Source organism: Nonomuraea sp. PA05 (genome assembly GCF_008086045.1).
Classification (GTDB): domain Bacteria; phylum Actinomycetota; class Actinomycetes; order Streptosporangiales; family Streptosporangiaceae; genus Nonomuraea; species Nonomuraea monospora.
The window spans coordinates 72,358-84,518 of record NZ_VSEY01000019.1; the positions used below are offsets into that span (position 1 = coordinate 72,358).

The 12,161-nt window shown below is 71.1% G+C and carries 13 protein-coding genes; 5 read left to right on the plus strand and 8 right to left on the minus strand.

Annotated elements, in window-relative coordinates:
* Positions 1–3: 3 nt before the first annotated feature.
* Genes FXF51_RS28410 through FXF51_RS28420 form a run of 3 tightly spaced genes read right to left on the minus strand, consistent with a single transcriptional unit; the run spans position 4 to position 4,052 of the window.
* Positions 4–1,482 carry a glycoside hydrolase family 3 protein gene (locus tag FXF51_RS28410; RefSeq protein WP_148437736.1) on the minus strand — a complete coding sequence of 493 codons (1,479 nt, stop codon included), beginning with the start codon at positions 1,480–1,482 and terminating at the stop codon, positions 4–6.
* Between the two features lie 26 nt (positions 1,483–1,508).
* Positions 1,509–2,873, minus strand: a complete 1,365-nt coding sequence (locus FXF51_RS28415) for an alkaline phosphatase D family protein (protein WP_148437737.1) — start codon at positions 2,871–2,873, stop codon at positions 1,509–1,511.
* 15 nt (positions 2,874–2,888) lie between these two features.
* A complete protein-coding gene (locus FXF51_RS28420) occupies positions 2,889–4,052 on the minus strand; it encodes an acetyl-CoA C-acetyltransferase (RefSeq protein WP_148437738.1) in 1,164 nt (387 codons plus the stop codon).
* 97 nt (positions 4,053–4,149) lie between these two features.
* On the opposite strand from FXF51_RS28420, the gene FXF51_RS28425 reads away from it, so the two are divergent.
* Complete coding sequence (locus FXF51_RS28425) at positions 4,150–4,818, plus strand: TetR/AcrR family transcriptional regulator (protein ID WP_148437739.1); 669 nt, start codon at positions 4,150–4,152, stop codon at positions 4,816–4,818.
* Positions 4,815–5,495, plus strand: a complete 681-nt coding sequence (locus FXF51_RS28430) for a DNA alkylation repair protein (protein WP_148437740.1) — start codon at positions 4,815–4,817, stop codon at positions 5,493–5,495. Before FXF51_RS28425 ends, FXF51_RS28430 begins: the two co-directional genes overlap by 4 nt.
* Here FXF51_RS28430 and FXF51_RS28435 read toward each other — a convergent pair.
* Positions 5,488–6,327, minus strand: coding sequence for a LysR family transcriptional regulator (locus tag FXF51_RS28435; protein ID WP_262379911.1), 840 nt, complete (start codon positions 6,325–6,327; stop codon positions 5,488–5,490). The two genes, FXF51_RS28430 and FXF51_RS28435, sit on opposite strands and share 8 nt — an antisense overlap.
* A gap of 85 nt (positions 6,328–6,412) precedes the next feature.
* Between FXF51_RS28435 and metE the strand changes: the two genes are divergently transcribed.
* Together metE and FXF51_RS28445 are read left to right on the plus strand one after the other, a co-directional pair.
* Positions 6,413–8,662: a 5-methyltetrahydropteroyltriglutamate--homocysteine S-methyltransferase gene (gene metE / locus FXF51_RS28440; protein WP_148437742.1), complete on the plus strand. Its 2,250-nt coding sequence runs from the start codon at positions 6,413–6,415 to the stop codon at positions 8,660–8,662.
* Between the two features lie 214 nt (positions 8,663–8,876).
* Entirely contained in the window at positions 8,877–9,419 is a 543-nt protein-coding gene (locus FXF51_RS28445; protein WP_148437743.1) for a GNAT family N-acetyltransferase, read from the plus strand.
* Here the strand turns inward: FXF51_RS28445 and FXF51_RS28450 are convergent.
* Positions 9,416–9,871 carry a MarR family winged helix-turn-helix transcriptional regulator gene (locus tag FXF51_RS28450; RefSeq protein ID WP_222871509.1) on the minus strand — a complete coding sequence of 152 codons (456 nt, stop codon included), beginning with the start codon at positions 9,869–9,871 and terminating at the stop codon, positions 9,416–9,418. The genes FXF51_RS28445 and FXF51_RS28450 overlap by 4 nt on opposite strands.
* A gap of 94 nt (positions 9,872–9,965) precedes the next feature.
* Between FXF51_RS28450 and FXF51_RS28455 the strand changes: the two genes are divergently transcribed.
* The gene (locus FXF51_RS28455) at positions 9,966–10,388 is read left to right on the plus strand and encodes a nuclear transport factor 2 family protein (RefSeq protein WP_148437744.1); all 423 of its coding nucleotides are present in this window, start codon (positions 9,966–9,968) and stop codon (positions 10,386–10,388) included.
* 4 nt (positions 10,389–10,392) lie between these two features.
* On the opposite strand, the gene FXF51_RS28460 is transcribed toward FXF51_RS28455, so the two are convergent.
* From FXF51_RS28460 to FXF51_RS28470, 3 genes are all read right to left on the minus strand, one after another.
* The gene (locus FXF51_RS28460) at positions 10,393–10,947 is read right to left on the minus strand and encodes a GNAT family N-acetyltransferase (protein WP_148437745.1); all 555 of its coding nucleotides are present in this window, start codon (positions 10,945–10,947) and stop codon (positions 10,393–10,395) included.
* A gap of 91 nt (positions 10,948–11,038) precedes the next feature.
* Entirely contained in the window at positions 11,039–11,671 is a 633-nt protein-coding gene (locus tag FXF51_RS28465) for a hypothetical protein (RefSeq protein ID WP_148437746.1), read from the minus strand.
* Positions 11,643–12,131 (minus strand): DUF4265 domain-containing protein, encoded by a 489-nt coding sequence (locus FXF51_RS28470; protein WP_148437747.1) that lies wholly within the window; start codon positions 12,129–12,131, stop codon positions 11,643–11,645. The genes FXF51_RS28465 and FXF51_RS28470 overlap by 29 nt, the downstream gene beginning before the upstream one ends.
* Positions 12,132–12,161: the final 30 nt, after the last annotated feature.

The window sequence follows — 12,161 nt, forward strand, 5'->3', positions numbered from 1 at the left end:
GGGCTAGAGCCTACCGGTCAGCACCTCCGCGGCGGCCTGCCCGCAGACGACGGCGGAGCCGTGGGTGGCGACGTGCACGGCGCCCAGGTCGGAGCGGACGGGCAGGCCCATCTCCACCACCACGGCGTCGGGGCGGGCGCTGAGCAGGTTCCGCAGGGCCTCGGACTGCCAGGCGTAGCGGTGCACGTCCCTGACGACCACGACGAGGGGACGCCCGTTCGCCAGGCCGATCAGGCGCTCCAGCTCCGGCCCCGTGGCCTCGCCCGCCGCCAGGCGGGTGACCTCCGTGCCGGGCAGCAGGCGGGCGAGCGGCTCGCCGACGCCCCAGGGGGTGTTCTTGTCGATGGCCAGGTTCATCACCGGGACCAGCTCCACCACGTACGGCTCCCCCGCGATGGGCAGGACGGGCGCGGTGGAGCGGCGGGTCACCCGGATCGCCCGGCGGGCCGCGTCCAGGCCGATCCGGCCGCCGCCGGCTGTCTGGCTGCCCGAGGAGGCGGCCCATGCGGCCAGCTCGCGGACCCTTCGAGCGGCGTCGGCCAGGCGCTCCTCGGGCAGCAGTCCGGTGGTCACCGCCGTCGCGATCGCGTCGCGGATCCCGGCGGCGGTGGCCTCGTCGGCGCGCTCGCCGCCGACGCAGATCGCGTCCGCGCCCGCGGCGATGGCGCGGGCGGAGGCGCCCCCGATCCCGTACGCCCCCGACACCGCGGCCATCTCGATGCCGTCAGTGATGATCAGCCCGCCGAACCCCAGCTCCTCGCGCAGCAGCCCGGTGAGCACCTTGGGGCTGAGCGTGGCGGGCCGCTCCGCGTCGTACGACGGCACGAGGAGGTGCCCCGTCATGATGACCTTGACGCCCTCCGCGATCGCCTCGCGGAAAGGGAGCAGCGCGTCCTCGATCCCGCTCTCGGCGACGACGGGCACGCCGTGGTGGGAGTCCACCGCGGTGTCGCCGTGCCCGGGGAAGTGCTTGGCGCAGGCGGCCACCCCGGCCGACTGGAGCCCGCGGACGAACGCCCTGGTGTGCCGGGCGACCAGTGACGAGTCGGAGCCGAACGCGCGCAGGCCGATGACCGGGTTGTCCGGGTTGGAGTTCACGTCGGCGGAGGGCGCGAAGTCGATCGTGATGCCGGCCCTGGCCAGCTCGCCCCCGAGGTCCCTGGCCAGCGACTCGGTGAGCGCCACGTCGTCCACGACGCCGAGCGCGTACGCGCCGGGCCGGCTGCTGCCGGTCGCCACTTCCAGCCTGGTGACCTCGCCTGACTCCTCGTCGGTGCCGACCAGGACCGCCGGGTTCTCGGCCCGCAGGGCGGCGGTGAGCTCGGCCACCTGGCCGGGGCCTGCGATGTTGCGCGAGAACAGCGCGACGCCGGCCAGCCCGTCGCCGAGCCGGCGGCGCAGCCAGTCGGGCGGCGTGTGGCCGGGGAAGCCGGGGAAAAGGACGGCGTCGGCAAGGCGAAGCAGGTCACCGCTCAGGGGCATGACCCGAAATCTAATAGGAAAGTTTCCTATTTGCTAGAGGCATTTTCTGATGTCAGCCCGTTCCCCTTCGTGACGAACTCCGCCACGGTACGCACCGGAGCCCCTTGGCGGTCCACGAAGTCCATCGCGCGGAACGCCACCCGCAGCTCCTCGGGGCCGGCCGTGCACGACAGGTAACCGCGCCGGTCGTCGAAGAACTTCAGATGCGGATTCGCCGCCAGCACGGCAGGCCCGTCGGTCTCCGGCGGCTGGCTGGTGATCGAGCTGCCCACGAACTCCACCCCGACCGTGGCCGACCCCGGATCCAGGAAGTCCGCCTTCAGCTCCCCCGCCCACGCGTTGTGCACGTCACCGCTGAACACGACCAGCCCCGGCACGTTCACCCCCAGGATGCGGGCGCGCTGCACCGGATGGCCGTCCCAGGAGTCGGGGCGCAGGTTCGGCGCGGGCCCCGGCACGAAGCGGCGGGCGAAGAACAGCGGCTGCACCAGCACCCGCCACCTGACCGGGCTGGTGACCAGCCGCGACAGCAGCCACTGCTCCTGCGCCGCCCCCAGCATGGTGGTGGCGTCGCGGTACTGGCGCACGTCGAGCACCATGAAGTCGGCGACCGTCCCGAACGTCCGCCTGCGGTACATCTGCAGGTTCCCGTCCTCGGGCCGCACCCTGATCGGCTGGTTCTCGTAGTACGCCTGGTACGCCGCGCCCCTGCGGCGCAGGAACGCCGCCGACCCGTCCCCCCGGCCCCGGTAGTTGTCCAGCACCTCGTGGTCGTCCCAGGTCGGCACCCAGGGCGCGGCGGCGTGCGCGGCCTGCAGATCGGGGTCGGTCCGGTAGCGGGCGTACCGCTGGCGGTACTCGTGCAGCCGGCTCGTCTCGCCCGGCAGCGGCCCCAGCGCGCGCACCACGCGGGCAGACTGCCGCGACTCGTAGATGTAGTCGCCGACGTGGAAGACGACGTCGGGCCGCTCAGCCGCGAGATGCCGGTAGGCGGTGTAGAAGCCGTGCTCGTAGCGCTGGCAGTTGGCCACCGCGAACCGCACCGGCCGCGTCGAGGCCGGGTCGTCCGCCGTCCTGGTGCGGCCCACCGGGCTCTGCTGGCTGCCGGCCTTGAACCGGTAGAAGTAGTCCGTGCCCGGCTTGAGCCCGGCGACCCTGGCATGCACGCTGTGCGCCCACACCGGCAGCGCCTGCGCGATCCCCCGGCGCAGGCCCTGGGTGAAGCGCTCGTCCTCGGCGAGCTGCCAGCTCACCTCGACCGCCTTGGGGGCCATGCCGCCAGGGCGCCGGGGGTCGGTGCCGAGCGGGTCGACGGCTAATCGCGTCCAGAGCACCACGCCGTCGGGCAGCGGCTCCCCGGAGGCGACGCCGAGTGTGAACGGGTTCGCCATGTCTTCATGGTGTCGTCATGGCGCGGGAGTCAGGCACTCGATGACGGTGACGTTCGCCTGTCCTCCGCCCTCGCACATGGTCTGCAGGCCGTACCTGCCGCCCGTGCGCTCCAGTTCGTGCAGCAGCTTGACCGCCAGCACGGCGCCGGTCGCGCCGAGCGGGTGGCCGAGCGCGATGGCGCCGCCGTTCGGGTTGACCCTGGCCGGGTTCGCGCCGGTCTCCTTGAGCCAGGCCAGCACCACAGGGGCGAACGCCTCGTTGATCTCGACGGCGTCGAAGTCGTCGATGGACATGCCGGTCATGCCGAGCGCGTGCACGGTCGCCGGGATCGGGGCGGACAGCATCATGATCGGGTCGTCGCCGCGCACCGACAGGTGGTGCACGCGGGCGCGCGGGGTCAGGCCGTGCTCGCGTACGGCCCTGGGCGAGGCGATGAGCAGGGCGGCGGCGCCGTCGGAGATCTGGGAGGCCAGGGCGGCGGTCAGGGTGCCACCCTCGGTGAGCGGCTTGAGCGCGGCCATCTTCTCGCGGGTGGTGTCCCTGCGCGGGCCCTCGTCGGTGGTGGCGCCCTCGTAGGGGGCGATCTCGCGGCGGAAGTGGCCGGCGTCGATGGCGTGCAGCGCCCTGCGGTGCGACTCGTACGCGAACGCCTCCATCTCCTCGCGGGAGATGTCCCATCGGGCGGCGATCATCTCGGCGCCGGCGAACTGGGAGACCTCTTGCGTGCCGTACCGCTCCGTCCAGCCCTTGGAGCCCGAGAAGGGGCTGTCGTGGCCGAGCGGCCGGCCCGCGAGCATCGCCGAGGAGATGGGGATCATGCTCATGTTCTGCACTCCCCCGGCCACCACCAGGTCGTTCGTGCCGGAGAGCACGGCCTGGGCGGCGAAGTGCAGCGCCTGCTGGGAGGAGCCGCACTGGCGGTCGATCGTCACACCCGGCACCTCCTCCGGCAGCCCGGCGGCCAGCCAGCAGGTGCGTGCGACGTCCCCCGCCTGCGGGCCGATCGTGTCCACGCAGCCGAAGATCACGTCCTCGACGGCGGAGGGGTCGGCGTCGGCGCGGAACATCAGCTCCTTGAGCACGTGCGCCCCGAGGTCGGCGGGGTGGGCTCCGGCCAGGCCGCCGTTCCTGCGCCCGATGGGGGTGCGGACGGCGCCGACGATGTACGCCTCACTCATCCACGCATCGTAGCAAGCGCTTGGTCTATACGGGAATGCCGCATGAGCTGGGCCAGTTAGGCGAACAAGCGATTGTCTGAGGGCCCATAATGGGAACGTGACCACGCGAAAGAACTCCGGCACGACCACCACCTCGGCGAAACGCCAGCGCACCACCTCGTCGGGGTCGGCGTCCGAGCGCCGTGACCACCTCGTCAAGCTCGCCGCGGAGCTCTTCGCGCGCAAGGGCTTCCAAGCCACGACGGTACGCGAGATCGCCGACGAGGCGGGCATCCTCTCAGGAAGTCTCTACCACCACTTCGACTCCAAGGAGACGATCGTCGACGAGGTGCTCTCCACCTTCCTCGACGACCTGATCGCCCGCTACCGCGCCGCCCTCGACACCAGTGCGGACGCCCGCACGGTGCTGTCGGAGATGGTCCGCATCGGCTTCGGCACGCTGGAGCCGCACCGCGCCGCCATCACCGTGATGCAGAACGACTGGAACTACCTGCGCCAGTTCGAGCGCTTCAACTACCTGGTCAAGGCCGAGGACGAGGTCGAGCAGATCTGGGTCTCCCAGATCAAGGCCGGGCAGGCCGCCGGGCTGTTCAGGTCCGACGTCGACCCGAAGCTCACCTACCGGATGATCCGCGACACCATCTGGGTCGCCGTGCGCTGGTTCCGTCCCGGCGGCAGGCTCAACACGACGGGCCTGGCCGAGCACTACATCACGGTGCTCTTCGACGGGCTCGCGACGGGCGAGCGCACCACCCAGCAGGGATGAGCCTCGGCAAGGCGGTGCGGCTGGCACTGCAGGAGGCGGCCGAGCCGGGCAAGGCCGAGGCCATGCGGGCCTACATGAAGTCGGCGATGCCGTTCCTCGGCGTGCAGGCCGTGCCCAGGCGGACGGCCCTGCGCCGGGTCTTCGCCGAGCACCGGCTCGACAGCGCGCCCGAATGGCGGCGCGCGGTGCTGACCCTGTGGCGGGACGCCGAGTACCGCGAGGAGCGCTACGCCGCCATCGAGCTGTCCGGCTACCACCTCTACCGCGACTTCCAGACCCTCTACACGGTGCCGATGTACGAGGAGATGATCGTCTCGGGCGCCTGGTGGGACCTGGTGGACGAGCTCGCCACCCACCGGGTCGGCGGCCTGCTGGCCACCTTCCCCGACTCCATGCGGCCGCTCATGCTGGAGTGGGCGCACGACGGCGACCTGTGGAAGCGGCGCACCTCCATCCTGTGCCAGAACCGGTTCAAGTCACGCACGGACACCGCGCTGCTGTACGCGTGCATCGAACCGAGCCTGTCCGACAACGACTTCTTCGCCCGCAAGGCCATCGGGTGGGCCTTACGCGAATACGCGAAGACCAACCCGGGCGAGGTGGTGCGCTATGTCAAGGCGAAGGGCATCTCCGGCCTCAGCCGCCGCGAGGCGCTGAAGAACCTGCCCCTCATCTAGTCCACAGGGCTTCTTGCACGGCCTGCACCAGGGCCATCAGCTCCGGGGTGACGCGCTCCCTCGACCACGCCAGCGCGTACGTGATGCGCAGATCCCCCGCCTCCAGCGGCACGAACCGCACGTCCTCCCGCCTGACGGTCCTGGCCAGGAGCTGCGGGATAGGCAGCAGCCCCGCGCCCGCCGCCACCAGGTCGAGCGCGGCGCCGAAGTCGTCGTCGGCCACCAGCCGGGAGCGACCGGGCAGCCCCGGCCAGGGGCGGGTGCCCGGGGTGAGCAGCACGTGGCCGCCCAGCTCGTCCGCCGTCACCCGCGGGCGCGACTCCATCCGGTGCCCGGCCGGCACGGCCAGCCGATCGACCGTGACGTGGAACCTGGCCGCCGTCACGAACCGCGCGGGCGCGGGCGTGGCCAGGATCGCCGCCGACACCTCGCCGTCCGACAGCGCCCGCGCCGCCGCGCTCCGGCCCGCCGCGCGCAACTCCACCCCGATCGCCGGCGTGCGGCCGGCCAGCCGCCTGACGATCCGCGCCGCCAGCGTGCCCACCAGCGGTGGATAAGCCAGATGAATGGTCGGCCTGGCCAGCCGGGCCGCCTCCGCCTCGAACGCCCGCACCGACTCGATCACCTGCTCCGCGTGCGGGAGCAGCGCCTTGCCCTCGGCCGTGAGCCGCACCTCGCGGGCGGAGCGCTCGAATAACCTGGCGCCCGTGGCGCGTTCGAGGCGGGTGATGGCCTGACTCATGGCCGGCTGGGACATCCCCAGGTCGGTGGCGGCCGTCGAGAAGCTGAGCCGTTCCGCGACCCGGGTGAAGCAGTGGATCTCCCTGAGCATAAGCAGCACCAATACATCGTGCACCATCGCCGGGGCGGTCGGCAGGATGCCAGCGACCTTGAACCACATCCAGGGAGCTGAAGAGATGCCGCCCTTTCCTACTGCCTTGCCCGCCTCCCCCAGGCCTGCCTTTCCCGCCTCCACCGTGCTCGGATACCCGCGGATCGGGCCGCGGCGGGAGTTGAAGCGGGCGCTGGAGTCGTACTGGAGCGGGCGCTCGACCCGCGCGGACCTCGACCAGGCGGGCGCGCGGCTGCGGGAGCAGACCTGGCGCCGGCTGGCCGAGCTGGGGCTCGCCGGGCTGCCGTCGAACACGTTCTCGCTGTACGACCACGTGCTGGACACCGCGGTGCTCCTGGGGGCGGTGCCCTCCCGCTACCGCGACGCCCCCGACCCCTACTTCGCGATGGCCAGGGGCACCGACGGGCTGGCGCCGCTGCGGATGACCAAATGGTTCGACACGAACTACCACTACCTCGTGCCCGAGATCGACGCCGACACCGTGTTCAAGCTGGACGCGAGCAAGCCGCTGGGCGAGGTGCGGGAGGCGCGGGCCCTCGGCTTCGAGACGCGGCCCGTGGTCGTCGGGCCCGTGACGTTCCTGCTGCTGGGATCGGCCCTCGATCGGCTGGACGAGGTGCTCGGCTGCTACGAGGAGCTGCTCGGCGCGCTGGCCGCAGAAGGGGTCGCGTGGGTGCAACTCGACGAACCCGCCCTGGTGGGCGACCGGACGGCGGAGGAGCTGGCTGCCGTGCGGGCCGCCTACGAACGGCTGGGGGCCGTCGCCGAGCGGCCAGGGCTGTTCGTGTCGTCCTCCTTCGGCGATCTCGGGGAGTCTCTGCCGGTGCTGGCGGGGACGCCGGTGGAGGCCATCGGGCTCGACCTCGTACGGGGCTCCGTCCCCGTCGCCGGCCTCGGCGGCAAGATCGTGGTCGCCGGTGTGGTGTCAGGGCGGGACGTGTGGCGCACCTCCCCCGGGCGGGCGCTGGCCGCGCTGGGTGCCTTGCGTGCGTCGCGGGTGGTGGTGAGCACGTCCTGTTCGCTGCTGCACGTGCCTTACTCCCTTGCCGATGAGACCGATCTGGAGGCGGGGCTGCGGGGGCGGCTGGCGTTCGCGGAGGAGAAGGTGGCCGAGGTCGTCGCGCTGGCCGATGCTCACGCGCGTGGGGCGGCGGCCGATGCCCATCCGGGCGATTGGGCGGCCGACGCGTCGCTCGCGGGCGACGATCCGTCCGTGGCGCTGCTCGCGGACGACCGGCCGTCCATCGCGCTGCTCCCGGTGGAGGAGCGCTCCCCCTACCCCGTCCGTGCCGCCGCCCAAGCCGGCCACCTGCGCCTGCCGCCCCTCCCCACCACCACGATCGGCTCGTTCCCGCAGACCGGCGAGCTGCGCGCGGCCCGCGCCGCCGTGGCCTCGGGCACCCTGTCGCAGGCCGACTACGAGCGGCGCGTCGAGGCGGAGATCGAGCGGGTGATCCGGGTCCAGGAGCGGCTCGGGCTCGACGTGCTCGTCCACGGGGAGCCGGAGCGCAACGACATGGTGCAGTACTTCGCCGAGCACCTCGACGGCTTCGCGGTCACCAGGAACGGCTGGGTGCAGTCGTACGGATCCCGCTGCACCAGGCCGCCGATCCTGCACGGCGACGTCAGCCGTCCCGCGCCGATCACCGTGCGGTGGGCCACGTACGCGCAGTCGCTCGCCACCCAGCCGGTCAAGGGCATGCTCACCGGCCCCGTCACGATCGTCGCCTGGTCGTTCGTACGCGACGACCTGCCGCTGCGGGACGTCGTGTTCCAGGTCGCCGACGCCATCCGGGACGAGGTGCGCGACCTGGAGGCGGCCGGGACGTCGATCATCCAGGTGGACGAGCCCGCCCTGCGCGAGCTGCTGCCCCTGCGGCGGGCCGCCCAGGCCGACTACCTGGAGTGGGCGGTGGCGGCCTACCGGCGAGCCACCTCCGGGGCGGGCGACCGCACCCAGATCCACACGCACCTGTGCTACTCGGACGCCGACCAGATCCTCGCCGCCATCGACGGCCTCGACGCCGACGTCACCACCATCGAGTCGGCCAGGTCGGGGGCGCGCATCCTGGGGGCGGTGTCGGCGTTCGGGCGCGGGCTCGGGCCCGGCGTGTACGACATCCACTCGCCCCGGGTGCCGTCGGCCGATGAGGTGGAGTCGCTGCTGGGGCGGGCGCTGCGGGCGTTGCCGGTGGAGCGGGTCTGGGTCAACCCGGACTGCGGGCTGAAGACGCGCACGTACGAGGAGGTCGAGGCGTCGCTCGCCAACGTCGTGACGGCGACGCGCCGCCTGCGCGCCACCCTCGCAACCTGACGCCCTGACGCCCTGACGCCCTGCTGGTCTGCCGGTCTGCCGGTCTGCCGGTCTGCCGGTCTGCCGGTCTGCCGGTCTGCCGGTCTGCCGGTCTGCCGGTCTGCCGCCCCTGCCCACCTTGCCCACCTCCGCCCGCCTTGCCCGCCCCTGACGCCCTGAGGATGGTCGTCTTATGCGGTTGCCGCCGGCCGGTCCGGTCGGATAGGAAGCCTGCATGCTGAGGGGCGACAAGGTCGGGCTCAGGGCCCGGCACGAGGACGACATCCCGATCCTGCAAGCCGAGCTCTACGACGACCCGGTCACCCACTCCCGGGCCCAGGCCACACCGTGGCGTCCGATCACGCCCGGCTCCAAGGACTCGCCGCTCCTGGTGGACGACAAGGATCAGGGGCACGTGCCGTTCTCCGTGGTGGAGCTGGCGGGCGGCACGCTGGTGGGCACGGCGGTGCTGTGGGGCATCGACACCCACAACCGGTCCGCGCACATCGGGCTGGGGCTGCGGCCGTCCGCCCGCGGCAAGGGCTACGGCACGGACATCGTCGCGGTGATGTGCCAGTACGGGTTCGTGGTGCGCGGCCTGCGGCGGCTGCAGATCGAGACGCTGGCCGACAACTTCGCCATGCTGCGCGCCGCCGAGCGCAACGGCTTCGTCCGGGAGGGTGTGCTGCGTTCCTCGGCCTGGGTGATGGGCGAGTTCCTGGACGAGGTGCTGCTCGGGCTCCTCGTCCACGAGTGGAAGCCCGTCTCCCCGGGCTAATGCGGGGCGGTGTGGTGGTCGATCACCCGCGTGAGCAGCCCGACGAGCTGCTCGCGCTCGCCCGCCGTCAGGGACGCGAGCAACGCGTCCTGCGCCCCGGCCAGCAACCCGTCAAGCTCCTCAAGCTGCCGCACCCCCGCCGCCGTGACGGTGATGACGTTCCGCCGCCGGTCGTCGGGATCGGGGCTGCGCTCGACCAGCCCCCGCCCGGCCAGCTCGTTCACGGTCGCGACGATGTCGCTGCGGTCGATGCCGGTACGCCGTCCCAGCGCGGCCTGGCTGGCGGGCCCGAACTCCTCCAGCGCGGCCAGCAGCGAGTAGTGGTACCGGCGTAGCCCGGCCCCGCCGAGCGCCTGGTCGACGAGCCGGTTGGCGGACATCGCGACCCCGTTGATGAGCCGGCTCGGCAGGCCACGCAGCCGATGCGGGATCGGGTCCTGAGCTCTCTCCACCCGATCAAGGCTACCAACTCCATTGGCGCATCCAACAATCCCGGAGTATCGTTAGCCGGACGAACATTGGCTCTGCCAACATTATGGAGACATCATGACCACAGACCAGCGCACGGACGTCACCGAGCTCATCTACCGCCTCTACGCCTGCATGGACGAGAGCCGCTTCGCCGACCTGCACTCCGTCTTCACGGACGACATCAGCGTCCGCACCCCGGGCGGCCTCGCCTCAGGCCGCGACGCCGTCGTCGCCCAGGCCACCCGCGGCCACTCCACCGGCCACCGCGTCCAGCACTTCGTCCACAACCCCATCGTGCGGGTGGACGGCGACCACGCCACCGTCCGAGCCGACGTCATCGTCACCTTCACCCCGGAGGGACAACGCGCCCCGGCACCCCAGTACACGCTGAGCGAACGCTTCCACTACGAGACGGTCCGCACCCCCGGAGGCTGGCGCGTCTCCCACGTCGACGGCACCCCCGTCTGGACCGTCGGCACCCGCCCCCAGGCGGGCTGACCCATCAGGCGTAACGCTCCGTGTACTCCTCGACCGTCATCCCGAAGAGGACCTCGTCGTCGTAGCGGCCGTTGGCGTAGCGACACCTGCGCCGGCGGCCCTCCTCCACGAACCCGATCCGCCGATGCAGCGCCAGCGACGCCTCGTTGGAGCTGTACACCCGCGCCTCGGCCTTCTGGAACCGCCGCTCGAAGAACATGTACCGCAGAAGCAGGACGACGGCCTCGCTCGCGAACCCCTTGCGGTGGTGCGGCGTCCCGACGGCGATCCCGTAGCAGAAGGTGCCGTGCACCCGGTCCACCTCGTGCGTGTTGATCGACCCCACCGGCTCGTTGTCCTGCTTCGCGGCTATCACGAGGGAGAACTCGTCGAGATCCAGCTCCTGCTCCGCACGTTCGGCCATCTCCTTCCTCGCCCGGGCGGCCGACTTCGGCGGCGACAGGCGCCAGCCGTTCCTGACGGCGTCGGAGTGCTCGTCGAAGGCGTGGAACGCCTCCCAGTCCTCGGGTTCCCTGGCGCGCAGCCGGACGCGGTCTCCTACCCAGGCGGACGATGTCATGGCAGGGAGCTAAGCAGACCAGCCGAAGGCATCGCGAACGCTTTTCGTGGTCCCTTGCCCTGACGCTGTGCCCGCAGCAGCACCACACCGTTCAGCAGAGATATTTTGCCTGCGCCTTGAACTCATCCTCTGTCAGCAGAACATCCTTGGTGGCACCCGCATGGTTCTGAATCAGTACCTGCCCACGTGAGATCTTCTTCTTCGACTCGGTAGTGAATTCAGCTCCGAGCAGTTTCACGTGAGTTTCAGAAGAATAGGCGTGGACCTTGTACACCTGCCCTTCGTCGAAACTCAGGCTTCCCTCCTGGAGGGACCAATCGGAAGGCTTCTCCTCCAGGTTCATGGACGCGATGCCGCCGGTCAGTACTGGCGCCCTGACATCGGCCTGCTCGAGAAGTTCGTCGGCGGCACGCCGGTAGACCACCACTCCATCCGGCGCCCGCCCGCACCAGGCCGCCACCATGGTGAGCTGCCCATCGGCGTTCACCATCAGCCCCGTCAAACCGCCTGGCACCGGATTGCCGTAGCCGCAGGACACTGCCGCGAGAGCGAGCGTCAGCGCGGCGATGCCCCTCCAAGTCACGTGTTGCACGCCGCGAATCCTCGTTACAAGATCGCAGAATGCCAACAGGCCGCAATTGCCTGTCTTCTCAAATCCGTCGCGTCTTGCACCGGCCTCCAGGCGGCCGTCCGCATCAGGCGTTTCGCCACTCGTCAGTGACACAACCAAGTTCGTAATGCCACCATCCGTTCTCCTGCCCACAGGTCAGAAGCGCCTTGATGCCGGTGAAGTCGGCGCCGGCGGGTGCATTGAGCGCCACCATGGGGAAGTCCTCGCTGAACGTCTCACCCCCGAGCTCGAACTGCGCGAAACGCTGATGCACCGCGTGGGCACTGCGTCCCAGCGGGCCGCTCGGAATGGGGACGACGCGGATCGTGCAGTTTCCCGAGGCGCTGACCCGCTCAACGGCCCAGTGCAGTCCGTCCGAGTCGGTCTGGAACCGCACCACGTCCCCCTCGGCCACGCCGTCCAGGAGGAAGGGAACGTTCTTCACCTGGGCGGCGTCCGCACTGAGCCTGTCAGCCCACAAGCCCTCGGTGTCTTGCGGGAACCATCCCTCCCGAGGAACGAACCGGAACCAGATCTTGATCTGCTCTACCTCGTCATCCATGACGATCATCATGCGGCACCTGCACCCGGCGAAGCCCGCCAG